This is a genomic window from Streptomyces dysideae (assembly GCF_001514305.1).
In the GTDB taxonomy this organism is placed as follows: Bacteria; Actinomycetota; Actinomycetes; order Streptomycetales; family Streptomycetaceae; genus Streptomyces; species Streptomyces dysideae.
The window spans coordinates 202719-218006 of sequence record NZ_KQ949075.1 but is presented as its reverse complement, the minus strand read 5'-3'; the positions used below and the strand labels follow the sequence as shown (position 1 = coordinate 218006).

Here is a 15288-nt window from a genome sequence, read left to right as displayed (position 1 = left end):
GGTTTGGATGTTTATGCGGACCAAACCCTAGCCGACGCCATTTGGGGTCGCGCGGGGAGGGTCCCCAACGCGCCGGGGGCTACTTCTGACGGTGGGTTTGGGGGTGCCCGGTAGCTCGGGGGTTCTGTATGTGGCGCGGGTGCGGGTGTGTTGTGGCTGATCGCGCCCACGCGGCGGAGCGGTATATCGGCACAGCCCCGCACCCCTGGTGGGGCGCTTCCCTTGCCGGACGTCTTAGCGTTGCTGTGTGTCCTACTTCGATGCTGCCTCCTCTGCTCCTCTCCATCCCGTTGCGCGGCAGGCTCTTGTCGCCTCCCTGGACGAGGGGTGGGCCGATCCCGCACGTCTGTACAGGGAGGGACGGCGGGCTCGGATGTTGCTGGATGCGGCGCGGGAGGCGGCCGCCGAGGCGGTGGGGTGCCGGGCGGACGAGCTTGTCTTCACCTCGTCGGGGACGCGGGCCGTGCACTCCGGGATCGCGGGGACGCTGGCGGGGCGGCGGCGAGTTGGGCGTCACCTGATCGTGTCCGCCGTCGAACATTCGTCGGTACTCCATTCCGCCGACGCACACGAGGCCGAGGGCGGGACGGTCACACAGGTAGCGGTGGACCGGGCGGGAGCGGTGGCTGTGGCGTCGTACGCCGATGCTCTCCGGCCTGACACCGCGTTGGCGTGTCTCCAGTCGGCCAACCACGAGGTGGGGACCGAGCAGCCGGTGGCCGCCGTGGCCGAGGTGTGCCGGGAGGCGGGGGTGCCGTTGCTGGTGGACGCGGCTCAGTCACTGGGGTGGGGGCCGGTTGGGGGTGACTGGTCACTGTTGACGGCGAGTGCCCATAAATGGGGTGGTCCGTCGGGGGTCGGGCTGCTTGTCGTGCGTAAAGGGGTGCGGTTTGCCGCTCAAGGGCCCGTGGACGAGCGGGAGTCGGGGCGGGCGGCCGGGTTCGAGAACATCCCGGCGATCGTCGCGGCGGCGGCCTCACTGCGGGCGGTGCGGGCGGAGGCGGCCCAAGAGGCGGTACGGCTGCGGGAGCTGACGGACCGGATCAGGGCGCGGGTGCCGCGGCTGGTGCCGGACGTGGAGGTGGTGGGCGATCCGGTGCGGCGGCTGCCCGGTGTCGTCACCTTCTCCTGTCTCTATGTCGATGGAGAGGCATTGCTGCACGAGATGGACCGTGCGGGCTTCTCGGTCTCCTCCGGCTCGTCCTGCACGAGCAGCACGCTGACGCCCAGCCATGTGCTGAAGGCGATGGGTGTGCTGAGTGAGGGGAACGTGCGGGTGTCGCTGCCGGCCGGGACGCCGGCGGAGGACGTCGAGCGGTTCCTGGACGTGCTGCCGGGGGCGGTGGCGGCGGTGCGGGAGAAGCTGGGGGCGCCGACGCCGTCGACGGCCGTCGAGGAGGAGGCGCTCGTCGTGGACGCCCTGGGCAAGCGGTGCCCGGTCCCGGTGATCGAGCTGGCCAAGGTCATCGGCGAGGTGCCGGTGGGCGGCACGGTGCGGGTGCTCTCCGACGACGAGGCGGCTCGGCTGGACATCCCGGCATGGTGCGCGATGCGGGAGCAGGAGTACGTGGGTGAGGAGCCGGCGGAACGCGGTTCGGCGTACGTCGTCCGCCGGCTCTCCTAGTAGCTGTGGCGCTGCCGGTCGCTGTGTCGCCGTCGCTCAGGCGAGGTGCGCCTGGACCTCGGTGGCCGCGTCGTCGCCGTAGGCCTTGGTGAAGCGCTCCATGAAGTGGGCGCGCTGCAGCTGGTACTCCTGTGTGCCGACCGTCTCGATGACGAGCGTGGCCAGCATGCAGCCGACCTGGGCGGCGCGTTCCAGGGAGACGCCCCAGGCGAGGCCGGAGAGGAAGCCGGCGCGGAATGCGTCGCCGACGCCGGTCGGGTCGGCTTTGCGGTCCTCCTCCGGGCAGCCGACCTCGATCGGGTCCTGGCCGACGCGCTCGATACGGACGCCGCGCGAGCCGAGGGTGGTGACGCGGTGGCCGACCTTGGCGAGGATCTCCGCGTCGGACCAGCCGGTCTTGGACTCGATGAGGCCCTTCTCGTACGCGTTGGAGAAGAGGTACGTCGCCCCGTCCAGCAGTATCCGGATCTCCTCGCCGTCCATGCGGGCGATCTGCTGGGAGAAGTCGGCGGCGAACGGGATGGACCGGGAGCGGCACTCCTCGGTGTGCCGGAGCATCGCCTCCGGGTCGTCCGCGCCGATGAGGACCAGGTCGAGGCCGCCGACGCGGTCCCCGACGGTCTTCAGCTCGATCTGGCGGGCCTCGCTCATCGCGCCCGTGTAGAAGGAGCCGATCTGGTTGTGGTCGGCGTCGGTGGTGCAGACGAAGCGGGCGGTGTGCAGCGTCTCCGAGATGCGGACCGAGTCGGTGTCGACGCCGTGCCGGTCCAGCCAGGCGCGGTACTCGTCGAAGTCGAAGCCCGCGGCGCCGACCAGGATCGGCTTCGTGCCCAGCTGGCCCATGCCGAAGGCGATGTTCGCGCCGACGCCGCCCCGGCGGACGTCCAGGTTGTCGACCAGGAAGGAGAGCGAGACCGTGTGCAGCTGGTCCGCGACGAACTGGTCGGCGAAGCGGCCGGGAAAGGTCATGAGGTGGTCGGTGGCGATGGAGCCGGTGACTGCGATGCGCACGGCGTGGGTTCTCCTGGAGGGAGGGGGATTGACAGTTCACGCTACCCGGTCTGCGGGGTGACTCTGAAGCAGGCAGAACTACCCGATAGTAGATCTTTCTTCGCGGGCGCCGCCGTGCATACGGTTCAGTCATGACGAACCTTGAGGTCCATGCTCCCGCTTCGGCCGACCTGGACGGCGACCTGGCGTCGCTGCGCGGTGACTGCGCCCGGATGGCCCCGCACTGGACCGTTCCCGACCGCATCACTGCCCTTCCGGTGCCGCCGTCACTCATTCACGGGGTGAGCGTGCCGTCGAAGTCGGCGCGGCTGCTCGACGCGATGTCGGACTACGGGGACTGATCGAACTTCGGCGGCGGATTCGGCGCGTTCCCGGGGAACCGCGCGCTCCCCCGGTGCGTCCCATCGGCGTCCCCCGTAAAGGGGATGCAGGATACGACCAGGCAGCGGCCTCTTTGACAGGGTCGGGTCAGGGTCGAGGGACAGTTGCGCAGCCGAAGGAGCGATGCGGTGAACACCGAGCGACCGGACAACGACGACGCCACCGAGCCCGGCACCGCCGAGCCCGCCGGCACCACCCGGGACGCTGATGCCGCCGCCCAGGCCGAGGAGGGGGTCGTTGCCTCGGAAGGGGCCTCGGAGGCGGTTGCGGAGACAGGGAGCGGATCGACCGAGGGTGCGGGGGCGGTATCGGAGGGCGACGCCGGTTCGGGGACCGAGGGCGGCTCCGAGAAGGCGGAGGCCCGAGAGGACCCGGGCGCGCCGGACGTGGTGACGTCCAGCTCCCTCGTGGCGGATGCCGACGAGCCCGGGGTGCCGGATGCCGGGGCAACGGACGTCGAAGGGTTTGAGGCGGCGGATGCCGAGCGGGCCGCGGGGCTTGTCCCAGAGACGCTGGACACCGGTAAGGCGGGTGCCCGACAGGGCGCGGGCGCACCGGACGCCGAGGCGTCCGCCTCCCGCGTGGCAGATGCCGACAAGCCCGGGGTGCCGGATGCCGGCGAGCCTGCGGCGCTTGTCTCCACGGCAGCGGACGTCGAAGGGGCCGGTGCCCCTGCCTCCGAGGCGCGGGACACCGGAGAGCCGAAGGTCCCCGCCTCCGAGACGTTGGGCGCCGGAGAGGCTGAAGCGCCGAATGCCCCGGCAGCCGAGGCGGCCGACGTCGAGGAGCCGGAGCCGGCTCATGCCGAACGGGCCGCGGGGCCTGCTCCCGAGGCGGCTGTTTCCGAGGGGCCGCACGCTGAAGAGCCCGAGGCGGCGGAGCCCGAGGCGGCCGTTCCCTTGGCGGCGGACGTCGAAGAGCCCGCGACGCCGGCTTCCCGGCGAGCCGCGGCCTCTGTATCCGAGGCGCTTGATGACGACGCGCCCAAGACTCCGGCTACCGAGCAGACCGCCACCCCCGCCCCCGGGACACCCGATGGTGACGTACTCCGGCGTCCGGCTGCCGAGCAGGCCGCCACCCCCGCCCCCGGGACACCCGGTGGTGACGTACTCCGGCGTCCGGCTGCCGAGCAGGCCGCCACCCCCACCCCTGGGGCACCGGCCGGCGACGTACCCGGAGCGCCCGGCACCAAGGCCCCCGGCGCAGAACACCGCTCCCCCGACGAGCCCCACGCCCGCCGTCGTTCCCCGGCGATCATCGCCTCCGTCGCGGCCGCCGTGCTGGTTGTCGGCGGGGGTGGGGCGTACCTCGCCGCTACGGCCTCCGGTGGGGCGGGCGGGGGTGCGGGCTCCGGGGCGTCTGCCGGGGACACTCCCCCGCCGCTTGCCCTTGACGGGTACCCCCAGGGTGGTAGCAGCGGTATCGCGCCCGGTGAGCCGAATCCGTACGGCGTGATCTACCAGGCCGAGGGTGCACTCGCGGACGGGCCCGGGGAGGCCCCGGTGTACCGGGCGCGGGGTGAGGTCACTCAGGGCGAGGTCGTGCACCTGGCGAAGGCGCTCGGGGTCGAGGGGACGCCCGTGGCGCAGGGGCAGGCCTGGAGGGTGGGCGCGAAGGACGGGTCGGGGCCGAGTCTGCAGGTGAACCAGCAGGCACCGGGGACGTGGACGTTCCAGCGGTACGCGCCCGGCACCGACAACTGCGAGAGCCCCACCGTGTGCGTGAAGCCCCACGCCGACGCGGCCGTCGACCCCGTCAGCGAGGAGGCCGCGAAGAAGGCGGCCGCGCCGGTGCTGAAGGCGGTCGGGCAGGACGACGCCAAACTCGACGCGAGCCAGATCATGGGTGCTCAGCGGGTCGTGAACGCCGATCCTGTGGTCGGCGGGCTGCCCACGTACGGCTGGACGACGGGCGTGACCGTGAGCGCGCAGGGTGAGGTCGTCGGCGGGAGCGGCCAGTTGAAGGCGCCGGTCAAGGGGGACACGTACCCCGTGCTGGACGCGGAGAAGACGCTGGACCTGATGAACGCGGCGCCCAGGGCCGACAGCCGGGCGGGTATCGGCGGTTGCGCCAGCCCCGTACCGCTGGAGGACCGCATGGAGGCACCCTGCGAGGAGACGGCCGCGACGGGCGCGCCGAAGCGGGACACCATCACCGTCGAGAACGCGGCGTTCGGGCTGGCCTCGCACTTCGTGGACGCGAAGCAGGCGCTGGTGCCGTCCTGGCTGTTCGAGGTGCGGACGCCGGGCGCGCAGGACAGCTTCACGGTGACGTATCCGGCGATCGACCCGAAGTACCTGGCCTCGGCCACGCCGTCCGGGGGGCCGAGCGGGCAGCCCAGCCCCCGCCCGACCGGCCCGGGTGGTGATCCGACCTCGGCGCCGAACACACGCGATGTGCGGGTCGACGGCTACTCGGCCGAGGGCACGGAGCTGACCGTGGTCTTCACCGGCGGAGTGTGCGCCGACTACAAGACGACGGCGAGTGAGAGCGGGGACGAGGTGACGGTCAAGGTGACCGAGACCTCGTGGCCGGACAAGGTCTGCATCTTGATCGCCAAGGAGTACCACCAGACCGTGCAGCTGGACGAGCCGCTCGGCGACCGGAAGGTCGTGGGCTCGGACGGCGAGCAGATCCCGCTGGAGAAGCCGGGCGCACGGCTGCCGGAGACGTCCGGGACCCGGTAGGGCTCACGGACAGCGGAAGGCGGCGGCCCCGTCGGAGGGGGTCGCCGCCTTTCCATACTTCAAGAACTCCTTGGCTCGGAAGCTCAGCCTCCGCCCAGCGCCTCAGCTGAAGGAGTCGCCGCAGGCGCAGGAGCCCGTCGCGTTCGGGTTGTCGATGGTGAAGCCCTGCTTCTCGATGGTGTCGACGAAGTCGATCGACGCGCCGCCCAGGTACGGGGCGCTCATGCGGTCGGTGACGACCTTCACACCGCCGAAGTCCTTCACCACATCGCCGTCGAGCGAACGCTCGTCGAAGAAGAGCTGGTAACGCAGACCGGAGCAGCCGCCGGGCTGAACGGCGACGCGCAGCGCCAGATCGTCGCGGCCTTCCTGGTCGAGCAGGGCCTTGACCTTCGCCGCGGCGGCGTCGGACAGGATGATGCCGTCGGTGACGGTGCTGGTCTCGTCCGATACGGACATCTACATCTCTCCCGGGTTGTACGGAGACTGCTTGCCGACGGTTGCAACCGACGGGGCCGCGGATTCATTCCGGGCCGGGCACGTGTCTTTTCGCCTGTTCCTTCATGCTCGCACATGCGCGACGAAGCGAACAGCGGCCCATGGGGCACCTCGCCGGAGCGGCACCGGGATTCATGTCACATCGACACTATGGCCGTCGTCAAACTGACGTGAACCGGTTATGATAGATAGCGTCAATTCGACGAAAAGGCTTTGTTCCGCCGGGCCCGGCTCCTCCGGGCCCGGCGAGCCGCAGAACAGAAAGGGTGCGTGTCGTGACCACCGCCCAGACCCAGGAGCTCGACGTACAGCCGACGCCCCTCGCCCTGCTGCTCCTCGGCCGGGAGGCCGACCCGAAGAGCGAGCGCGGCGTCGAGTGTCCCGGCGACCTGCCCTCGCCGTCCGACCCGGACCTGGTCGAGCGCGCCCGCGCGGCCAAGGAGAAGCTCGGGAACAAGGTCTTCGTGCTGGGCCACCACTACCAGCGCGACGAGGTCATCCAGTTCGCCGACGTCACGGGCGACTCCTTCAAGCTGGCCCGGGACGCGGCCGCGCGCCCGGAGGCCGAGTACATCGTGTTCTGCGGTGTGCACTTCATGGCGGAGTCCGCGGACATCCTGACGTCCGACGACCAGAAGGTCGTGCTGCCGGACCTCGCCGCCGGCTGCTCGATGGCCGACATGGCGACGGCCGAGCAGGTCGCCGAGTGCTGGGACGTGCTGACCGAGGCCGGGATAGCCGAGCAGGTCGTGCCCGTCTCGTACATGAACTCGTCCGCGGACATCAAGGCGTTCACGGGCAGGCACGGCGGCACGATCTGCACGTCGTCCAATGCCGAGCGGGCCCTGGAGTGGGCCTTCCAGCAGGGGGAGCCCTCAACAACGAAGGTCCTGTTCCTGCCCGACCAGCACCTGGGGCGCAACACCGCGGTCCGGGACATGGGGATGACGCTGGAGGACTGCGTCGTCTACAACCCGCACAAGCCGAACGGCGGGCTGACGGCCGAGCAGCTGCGGGACGCGAAGATGATCCTGTGGCGGGGGCACTGCTCGGTGCACGGCCGCTTCTCGCTGGACTCGGTGAACGACGTCCGGGAGCGCATCCCGGGCGTGAACGTCCTGGTCCACCCCGAGTGCAAGCACGAGGTCGTGGCGGCGGCGGACTACGTCGGCTCGACCGAGTACATCATCAAGGCCCTGGAGGCCGCCCCCGCCGGCTCCAAGTGGGCCATCGGGACCGAGCTGAACCTGGTCCGCCGGCTGGCGAACCGTTTCGCACCCGAGGGCAAGGAGATCGTCTTCCTCGACAAGACGGTGTGCTTCTGCTCGACGATGAACCGCATCGACCTCCCCCACCTGGTCTGGACCCTTGAGTCCCTCGCCGAAGGCAACCTGGTCAACCGCATCGAGGTCGACAAGGAGACAGAGGCGTTCGCGAAGCTGGCACTGGAGCGGATGCTGGCGCTGCCGTAACCCCTGCTTCATGGCGGAGGCCCGCCCCGGCACCCACTTCGGTGTCGGGGCGGGCCTCCGCAGTTCCGTACGGTCAGACCTGTGCCGGTTCCGGCTCGTCAGCGACCGGCGTCGGCCGGGCAGGCGGCCCCGCCTTCTTCTCCCGCTTCAGTGCCCGCTTCTTCGCCCGGCGATCCTTGCGGAGCTCCAGCATCGTGTAGAGCGTCGGTACGAGCAGCAGGGTCAGCAGCGTCGACGTGATCAGGCCGCCGATCACCACGACGGCCAGTGGCTGGGCGATGAAGCCGCCCTCGCCGGTGACGCCGAGGGCCATCGGGAGCAGGGCGAAGATCGTCGCCAGGGCCGTCATCAGGATCGGGCGGAGGCGGTGGCGGCCGCCCTCGATGACGGCGTCCACCGTGCTGTAACCCTGCTTGCGGTACTGGTTGATCAGGTCGATCAGCACGATCGCGTTCGTCACCACGATGCCGATCAGCATCAACATGCCGATCATCGCGGGGACGCCCATCGGGGTGCCGGTCGCCACCAGGAGGCCGATCGCGCCCGTCGCCGCGAACGGGAGCGAGACGAGCAGGATCAGGGGCTGGGCCAGGGAGCGGAAGGTCGCCACCAGGAGCATGAAGACGATCGCTATCGCCGCCAGCATCGCCAGGCCCAGGTTGGCGAACGCGTCGTCCTGGTCCTGGGAGACGCCGCCGATGTCGGCCGTGGCGCCCGCCGGGAGCTTCAGCGCGTCCAGCTTCGACGTCAGGTCCGCGCTCACCGCGCCCGTGTTGTCGCCCGTCGGCCTCGCGGTGATCGTGGCGGCGCGCTGACCGTCGATACGGGTCATCGAGACCGGGCCGTCCACCAGTTGCACCGTCGCGATGTCGCCGAGCTTCACCGGGCCGAGCGGAAGCGCCTTCAGCTCATCCATCGTTTCCGCCGGCTTCGCCGACCTGATGACGACGTCCCGCTCGGTGTCGTCCAGGATCGCCTTGGCCGCCGGGGTGCCGCGTACCGCCTGGGCGACGGCCGCGCCGAGGGTCTGGTCGTTGAAGCCGGCCGCGGCCGCCTTGTCGTTGGCCTTGACCGAGATACGGGGCACGCTCTGCGCCAGGTCGCTCGTCACGTCCGTGACGCCGTCCAGGCCGGCCACCGCGGTGCGGACCTGCTCCGCGGCCGTGCGCAGCACCTCCGCGTCGGCCGCCTTCACGACGACGCTGAGCCGAACAGCTCACCCGCCCTGCCGCCCCCTCGGTCATCAGGCCATCGATAGGGCGGGCCTTCGAGACCGCCGGGCCCTGGTCGCTGACGACGGTGATCGTCGCGCCCGTGCCGAGGTCCTCGCGCATCTCCGTGAGCTTGTCCTCGACCGCGTTCGAGATGGCGACCGCGCTGCCGTCCTGGTCCATGGTGACCGACACCGCGAGGCTGGGCCTGCCGTCGGTGCGGGTGATGGAGTCGGCCGTGGCCTCCTGCTGTTCGACGGTGGCGACGTCACCGAGGCGTACGGGCTTCTTGACTCCCTCCCCCGTGACCATCAGGTCCTCGATCTGCTGCAGCGAGGTGAAGCCGCCGCCGACCTGGACGGTGCGGTTGGCGCCGTCCTCGGCGAAGGACCCGGCCGGGACGGTGGCGCCGCCGCCTGCAGGGCCTGGGAGAGGGCCATCGAGGTCAGGCCGGCCTTCGCCAGCTTCGCGTCGTCCGGTGTGACGGCGACCTGGAGGTCGCGTACGCCGTCGACGGTGACCTGGCCGACGCCGTCGATGTCCTTCAGGTCCGGGACGACGGTCCGGTCGAGCTGGTCGGCCAGGGCCTGCTGGTCCCGGTCGGAGTGACGGCGAGGACGACGGTCGGGATGTCGTCCGTGGAGCCGGCGACGACCTGCGGGTCGACGTCTTCCGGGAGCTGGGCGCGGGCCCGGTTGACGGCCTGCTGGACGTCGGCGACGAGCTGCTTGGTGTCGGGGCCGTAGTCGAAGGACGCCATGACCAGGGCGTTGCCCTCGCTGGCTGTGGAGGTGACGCCGGTGATGCCGTCGACGGCCTCGAGGCTGTCCTCGATGGGCTGGACGACCTGCTTCTCGACCATGTCCGGGGAGGCGCCCTGGTAGGGCGCCAGCACGGAGACCATGGGCAGTTCTATGGAGGGCAGCAGCTGCTGCTTGAGCTGGGGTATCGCGATCGCCCCGAAGGCGAGCGAGTACGGGGGTTGAACTCACTCCACCCTCGGACGTACCAGCCCGGACTCGTACGCGATCACCACGAGCTGGGCACGGTCGCGGGCGCCGAGCTTGGACATGGCCCGGTTGACGTGCGTCTTCACGGTCAGCGGGCTGACCGCCAGGCGCTCGGCGATCTCGTCGTTGGAGTGCCCGCCGGCGACCTGGACCAGGACCTCGCGCTCGCGGACGGTGAGCGCGGCGAGGTGTTCGGCGCGGGCGGGGTCGCGGCTGTCGTCGTCCGCGTCGCCCTGGGCGAGGAAGCGGGCGATCAGCCCCTTGGTGGCAGCCGGGGACAGAAGGGCCTCGCCGCCGGCCGCGACGCGGATCGCGGCGAGGAGTTCGTCGGGTTCGCTGCCCTTGCCGAGGAAGCCGGAGGCGCCGGCGCGCAGTGACTGCACGACGTAGTCGTCGACCTCGAAGGTGGTCAGGATGACCACGCGGACCTGGGCGAGGGCCGGGTCGGCGCTGATCATGCGAGTGGCGGCGAGGCCGTCGGTGCCGGGCATCCGGATGTCCATGAGTACGACGTCGGCCCGCTCCTCCTTGGCCAGCCGCACCGCCTCCGCCCCGTCGGACGCCTCGCCGACGACCTCCATGTCGGGCTCGGAGTCGACCAGCACACGGAAGGCGCTGCGGAGCAGGGCCTGGTCGTCGGCGAGCAGGACGCGGATGGTCATACGGGGTCCTCTGCGGGGTGCGAGGCCGGTGGCTTCGTCAGTGGCCTGGTCGGCCTGGTCCTACGACAACTTCCGCGGGGACCGGATGAGTTCCGCGGCTCGCCGTGCGAGGTCATGTCGCCGTACGAAGTCATGACGGGGTGGGTCATACGGCGTCTTCCGCGGCGCGGCTGCGGGTCTTGACCGGCAGGATCGCATGGACGCGGAAGCCGCCTCCGTAGCGGGGACCGGTGGTGAGGGTGCCGCGCAGGGCGTTGACGCGCTCGCGCATGCCGAGGAGGCCGTGGCCGCCGCCGTCGGTGGGAGGTTCGTCGTCGCCGCTGCCGTTGTCGAGGACGGTGATCTCGATGTTCGGGCCGACGCGTACGACGCTGACCTCCGCCTTCGCCTCCGTACCGGCGTGTTTCTGCACGTTGGTGAGGGCTTCCTGGATGACGCGGTAGGCGGCCAGGTCGACGGCGGCGGGGAGGGCGGTGCCGTGGTCGGCGCGGGCGACCTCGACATGCAGGCCGGCGCTGCGGAAGGTGCCGACGAGTTCGTCGAGGCGGTTCAGGCCGGGGGCGGGTTCGGTGGGGGCCTCGGGGTCGCCGGACTGTCTGAGCAGGCCGACGGTGGCGCGGAGTTCGTTGAGGGCGGATCGGCTGGCCTCGCGTACGTGGGCGAGGGCCTCCTTGGCCTGGTCGGGGCGCTTGTCCATGACGTGCGCGGCGACTCCGGCCTGGACGTTGACCAAGGCGATGTGATGGGCGACGACGTCGTGCAGGTCGCGGGCGATGCGCAGGCGTTCCTCGGCGACGCGGCGGCGGGCCTCCTCCTCGCGGGTACGTTCGGCTCGTTCGGCGCGTTCTCTGATGGCGTGGACGAAGGCGCGGCGGCTGCGGACCGCGTCGCCCGCGGTGGCGCCGATGCCGGTCCAGGCGAAGATCGCGAGGTTCTCCTGGGCGTACCACGGGAGGGGGCCGGCGAGCATCGCGGAGCCGCCCAGCACGGCCATGGTGAGCAGGCCGACGCGCCAGGTGGTGGGGCGGTCGGTGGTGGCGGCGACGGTGTACAGGGCGATGACCGCGGACATGGCGACGGGGGCGCGGGGGTCGCCGGTGACGGACTCGACGAGGGAGACGGTGCCGGTGAGGGCGAGGACCGTCATGGGTGCGCGGCGGCGGAACACCAGGGCGACGGCGCCGAGCGCGATGAGGACGAGGCTGAGGGCGTCCGGGGTGCGTACGCCCCAGGTGACGCCGTTCTCGCCATGCGGTTCCACGAACGAACCGGCGACCATGCTGGCCAGTACGCCGACCGCCAGTGCCGCGTCCAGGGCCATGGGGTGCGCCTTGAGGTGACGCCGGACGCGTTCGAGGGTGCTCACGCCTGATTACGGTACGGCGTCCCTGGCGGGGGCGGAACGGGGGCCACCTGGAGGTTCCACCGCCGGGTGACCGGCGTGTGTGCTGGACTCGCCAGGGGGCTCCGCCTCCAGGCCCCCCGGCCTATGCCCACCCGCCGCCCGTTTGCCGTCGGTCAAGAGGCTGGGCTTGCCCTTCCCCTCAGCCCGGGATCAAGCCGTCGTCGCTCAGCAGATCCCGGACCTCCTCCAGCGTCGCGTCCGGGGACGGGAGGATCAGTTCCGACGGTTCCAGGGAGTCGTCCGGCAGGGGCGTGCCCAGTTCGCGGACCTTGGTGAGGAGGGCGGCAAGGGTGTGGCGGAAGCCGGGGCCGTCGCCGTTCTCCATTTCTGCCAGGAGCTCGTCGTCCAGCTTGTTCAGTTCGGCCAGATGAGTGTTGGACAGTCTCAGCTGCCCCTCACCCATGATCCGTACGACCATGTCGCCCATGTGTCGGCCTCCTCGGCGTGCGCCCCGGCCGGCGGCTACTGCTTGTCGAAGCGCGGGGTGTCCTGCGGCTGCTGCTGGGACTGCGACTGCTGCTGCGACTCGCCGCCCGTGCCACCTTCGATGGCCTGCTGCCCACCGGTCGGGCCGCCGGCCAGCTCCGCCTTCATGCGCTGCAGTTCCAGCTCTACATCCGTACCACCGGAGAGCCGGTCCAGCTCGGCCTGGATGTCGTCCTTGTGCATGCCGGACTGGTCGTCGAGGGCTCCTGAGGCGAGGAGTTCGTCGATCGCGCCCGCCCTCGCCTGGAGCTGGGCCGTCTTGTCCTCCGCCCGCTGGATGGCCAGGCCGACGTCGCCCATCTCCTCCGAGATGCCGGAGAACGCCTCGCCGATCCGGGTCTGCGCCTGCGCCGCCGTGTACGTCGCCTTGATCGTCTCCTTCTTCGTGCGGAAGGCGTCGACCTTGGCCTGGAGGCGCTGGGCCGCGAGGGTGAGCTTCTCCTCCTCGCCCTGCAGCGTGGAGTGCTGCGTCTCCAGGTCCGTCACCTGCTGCTGGAGCGCGGCGCGGCGCGAGAGCGCCTCGCGGGCCAGGTCCTCGCGGCCCAGCGCGAGCGCCTTGCGGCCCTGGTCCTCCAGCTTCGAGGACTGCGACTGCAGCTGGTTCAGCTGGAGCTCCAGGCGCTTGCGCGACGTGGCCACGTCCGCGACGCCGCGGCGGACCTTCTGGAGCAGCTCCAGCTGTTTCTGGTACGAGTAATCGAGGGTCTCGCGCGGGTCCTCGGCCCGGTCAAGGGCCTTGTTCGCCTTCGCGCGGAAGATCATCCCCATACGCTTCATGACACCGCTCATGGGCTTCGCGCGCCCCCTTCTGACGGACTTCCAGCTCCAGCTCTGCCTCAGAACCCACAGTACGGGCCCTGCATCCATTACCGCACTGTTCGGGGACGGATGCGCTCATCCCCAAGGACGACTGTGGTCGCTCACGCTCCGGCGTAGGGAGTAGGTGACTCCCCAGTACAGACGACCGGTGTTGCCGGATCGTTCCCCACCTGACTGGGGTCCATGCCCCCGCACCCCGTACCCTTGGGTTTTGTGTTCCGTAGCCGTGCCAAGGAAGAGAAGGCCACCCCCGCCGACAAGGCGCCCGTGACCGACTCCAAGCAGCCCCGAGACCCGCAGGCCCCCAAGGGCCGCCCGACGCCCAAGCGCAGTGAGGCCCAGTCCACGCGCCGCAGCGTCGCCAATACGTCGATGTCGCGCAAGGACGCCGCCAAGCGTCAGCGCGAGGAGCGGCGTGCCCAGCTGGAGAAGCAGCGCCAGGCGCTGGCCACCGGTGACGAGCGGTATCTGCCCGCCCGTGACAAGGGGCCGGTCCGCAAGTTCGCGCGCGACTTCATCGACTCGCGTTTCAACGTCGCGGAGTTCTTCCTCCCGATGGCCGTGGTCATCCTCGTGCTGAGCATGGTGCGGGTGGCCTCGCTGCAGAACATCGCGCTGCTGCTGTGGCTGGTCGTGATCATCCTGATCGTGGTCGACTCGTTCGTCACCGCTTTCCGCATCAAGAAGCAGCTGAACGAGCGCTTCCCCGATGAGCGCAAGCGCGGCGCCGTCGCCTACGCCCTGATGCGTTCCCTCCAGATGCGCCGGCTCCGGCTGCCGAAGCCGCAGGTCAAGCGCGGAGAGCGGCCCTGAGCGCGACGCCGTTCACCGGGAGCGCGGCGGATGCCTGGCTGAGCAAGCTGGGCGGACTGCGTGATGTCGTACGACAGGAGCTGGTGGCCCGGCAGCTCGACGAGCAGATAGCCGGGCGGTTCCCCGTCGGGCAGCGGCTGCGGGTGCTCGACGTGGGGATGGGCCAGGGCACGCAGGCGCTGCGCCTGGCCAGGGCCGGGCATCAGGTGACCGGCGTCGAGCAGGACCCGAAGATGATCTCCGCGGCCCGTGAGGCCGTCTCCGCCGAGCCGGAGGGCATCCGGGAGCGGATGCGGATCGTCCAGGGCGACGGCCGGGACACCGGTGTGCACTTCCTGCCGGGCAGCTTCGACGTGGTGCTGTGCCATGGCGTGCTCATGTACGTCGAGGAGCCCGATCCCCTGCTGGCCGGGCTGGCCCGGATGCTCGCCCCGGGCGGGTTGCTGTCGCTGCTCGTACGGAACGCGGATGCGCTGGCGATGCGGCCGGGGCTGTCCGGTGACTGGGCCGGGGCGCTGGGCGCCTTCGACACGACCGCCTATCGCAACCGACTCGGTCTCGACGTACGTGCGGACCGGCTGAGCGCCCTGACGGCGACGCTCGCGGGCATCGGGGCGCCCCTGCAGGCCTGGTACGGCGTGCGGGTCTTCACGGACATGGCGGTGGACGGGGCGGAGATTCCGGCCGACGTCGAGGCGCTGCTGACGGCGGAGGAGCGGGCCGGACGGACGGATCCGTACCGTTCGGTCGCGGCGTTGCTGCACCTTTGCGGAGTGCGGGGCTGAGGGTGTGCTCGTTCGGGTGAGCAGGACAGGCCGGGCATTCACCCCGTAGAGAGACTCGGGGCATGAATGCTTCCGTGCCCGTGTCCCGCGGCTGGTGGCTCCGGTCTGCAGTGACGGAGGGGCGAGGGCCGTCCGACCCTCGCCCCTCCGATTACGCCTCTTCGGCGTGCAGGCTCATCGGGCCGTAGATCTTCGTCCCGTCCTCGTACAGATGGACCTGGTCGACGCCGCCCTCCAGCAGGGCCTTCCAGTGCTCCCCGATCCAGGACTCGGCGTCCCCCTGCGTGGTGAACTCCTCCGGCTCGACCGAGGGCTGGACCTCTGTCCCGTCGGCCTTCTCGAAACGCCACGTCCATGCCGCCATTCACGCCTCCAAGGTGTCAACACGTGCATGCGGCAGCCTATATCTGCGGGCCGGTGGGGG

General features: G+C 70.8%; 13 protein-coding genes and 2 pseudogenes. 6 read left to right on the top strand and 9 right to left on the bottom strand.

Annotated elements, in window-relative coordinates; genetic code table 11:
- The first annotated feature begins 247 nt into the window (after window positions 1–247).
- Window positions 248–1624 carry a cysteine desulfurase/sulfurtransferase TusA family protein gene (locus tag AQJ91_RS00955; RefSeq protein WP_079084608.1) on the top strand — a complete coding sequence of 459 codons (1377 nt, stop codon included), beginning with the start codon at window positions 248–250 and terminating at the stop codon, window positions 1622–1624.
- Window positions 1625–1660: 36 nt separating this feature from the next.
- Here AQJ91_RS00955 and AQJ91_RS00950 read toward each other — a convergent pair whose 3' ends face one another.
- Entirely contained in the window at window positions 1661–2635 is a 975-nt protein-coding gene (locus AQJ91_RS00950; protein ID WP_067014710.1) for a carbohydrate kinase family protein, read from the bottom strand.
- A gap of 131 nt (window positions 2636–2766) precedes the next feature.
- On the opposite strand from AQJ91_RS00950, the gene AQJ91_RS00945 reads away from it, so the two are divergent.
- Together AQJ91_RS00945 and AQJ91_RS00940 are read left to right on the top strand one after the other, a co-directional pair.
- A complete protein-coding gene (locus AQJ91_RS00945; protein ID WP_067014707.1) occupies window positions 2767–2976 on the top strand; it encodes a hypothetical protein in 210 nt (69 codons plus the stop codon).
- Window positions 2977–3144: 168 nt separating this feature from the next.
- Entirely contained in the window at window positions 3145–5703 is a 2559-nt protein-coding gene (locus AQJ91_RS00940) for a hypothetical protein (RefSeq protein ID WP_407696802.1), read from the top strand.
- Window positions 5704–5805: 102 nt separating this feature from the next.
- Here the strand turns inward: AQJ91_RS00940 and AQJ91_RS00935 are convergent, their stop codons facing one another.
- On the bottom strand, window positions 5806–6162 hold the full coding sequence (locus tag AQJ91_RS00935) for an iron-sulfur cluster assembly accessory protein (RefSeq protein ID WP_030582488.1): 357 nt from the start codon (window positions 6160–6162) through the stop codon (window positions 5806–5808).
- A gap of 314 nt (window positions 6163–6476) precedes the next feature.
- Between AQJ91_RS00935 and nadA the strand changes: the two genes are divergently transcribed.
- Complete coding sequence (nadA, locus tag AQJ91_RS00930; protein ID WP_067014704.1) at window positions 6477–7673, top strand: quinolinate synthase NadA; 1197 nt, start codon at window positions 6477–6479, stop codon at window positions 7671–7673.
- Between the two features lie 73 nt (window positions 7674–7746).
- Here the strand turns inward: nadA and AQJ91_RS48550 are convergent.
- The 6 genes and pseudogenes from AQJ91_RS48550 to AQJ91_RS00900 form a co-directional block, all read right to left on the bottom strand.
- Window positions 7747–9378: pseudogene (locus AQJ91_RS48550) on the bottom strand (efflux RND transporter permease subunit); the annotation flags it as partial.
- A pseudogene (locus tag AQJ91_RS58055) lies at window positions 9355–9794 on the bottom strand (efflux RND transporter permease subunit); the annotation flags it as partial. The pseudogenes AQJ91_RS48550 and AQJ91_RS58055, both read right to left, overlap by 24 nt.
- A 78-nt stretch (window positions 9795–9872) precedes the next feature.
- Complete coding sequence (locus tag AQJ91_RS00915; RefSeq protein ID WP_067014696.1) at window positions 9873–10556, bottom strand: response regulator; 684 nt, start codon at window positions 10554–10556, stop codon at window positions 9873–9875.
- 145 nt (window positions 10557–10701) lie between these two features.
- A complete protein-coding gene (locus AQJ91_RS00910) occupies window positions 10702–11922 on the bottom strand; it encodes a sensor histidine kinase (protein ID WP_067014693.1) in 1221 nt (406 codons plus the stop codon).
- A 178-nt stretch (window positions 11923–12100) separates the two neighbouring features.
- On the bottom strand, window positions 12101–12379 hold the full coding sequence (gene pspAA, locus AQJ91_RS00905; protein ID WP_067016036.1) for a PspA-associated protein PspAA: 279 nt from the start codon (window positions 12377–12379) through the stop codon (window positions 12101–12103).
- Between the two features lie 44 nt (window positions 12380–12423).
- Complete coding sequence (locus tag AQJ91_RS00900; protein WP_267891152.1) at window positions 12424–13224, bottom strand: PspA/IM30 family protein; 801 nt, start codon at window positions 13222–13224, stop codon at window positions 12424–12426.
- Window positions 13225–13479: 255 nt separating this feature from the next.
- On the opposite strand from AQJ91_RS00900, the gene AQJ91_RS00895 reads away from it, so the two are divergent.
- On the top strand, window positions 13480–14079 hold the full coding sequence (locus AQJ91_RS00895) for a DUF3043 domain-containing protein (RefSeq protein WP_067014690.1): 600 nt from the start codon (window positions 13480–13482) through the stop codon (window positions 14077–14079).
- 83 nt (window positions 14080–14162) lie between these two features.
- On the top strand, window positions 14163–14864 hold the full coding sequence (locus AQJ91_RS00890; RefSeq protein WP_067014687.1) for a class I SAM-dependent methyltransferase: 702 nt from the start codon (window positions 14163–14165) through the stop codon (window positions 14862–14864).
- Between the two features lie 151 nt (window positions 14865–15015).
- Here the strand turns inward: AQJ91_RS00890 and AQJ91_RS00885 are convergent, their stop codons facing one another.
- Window positions 15016–15228, bottom strand: coding sequence for a hypothetical protein (locus AQJ91_RS00885; protein WP_067014684.1), 213 nt, complete (start codon window positions 15226–15228; stop codon window positions 15016–15018).
- Window positions 15229–15288: the final 60 nt, after the last annotated feature.

Bases quoted from the DNA above. Each gene is read 5' to 3' on its own strand.
- pspAA (WP_067016036.1), bottom strand. From the start codon at position 12,379: ATGGTCGTACGGATCATGGGTGAGGGGCAGCTGAGACTGTCCAACACT.
- AQJ91_RS00945 (WP_067014707.1), top strand. From the start codon at position 2,767: ATGACGAACCTTGAGGTCCATGCTCCCGCTTCGGCCGACCTGGACGGC.
- AQJ91_RS00900 (WP_267891152.1), bottom strand. From the start codon at position 13,224: ATGAAGCGTATGGGGATGATCTTCCGCGCGAAGGCGAACAAGGCCCTT.
- AQJ91_RS00915 (WP_067014696.1), bottom strand. From the start codon at position 10,556: ATGACCATCCGCGTCCTGCTCGCCGACGACCAGGCCCTGCTCCGCAGC.
- AQJ91_RS00935 (WP_030582488.1), bottom strand. From the start codon at position 6,162: ATGTCCGTATCGGACGAGACCAGCACCGTCACCGACGGCATCATCCTG.
- AQJ91_RS00885 (WP_067014684.1), bottom strand. From the start codon at position 15,228: ATGGCGGCATGGACGTGGCGTTTCGAGAAGGCCGACGGGACAGAGGTC.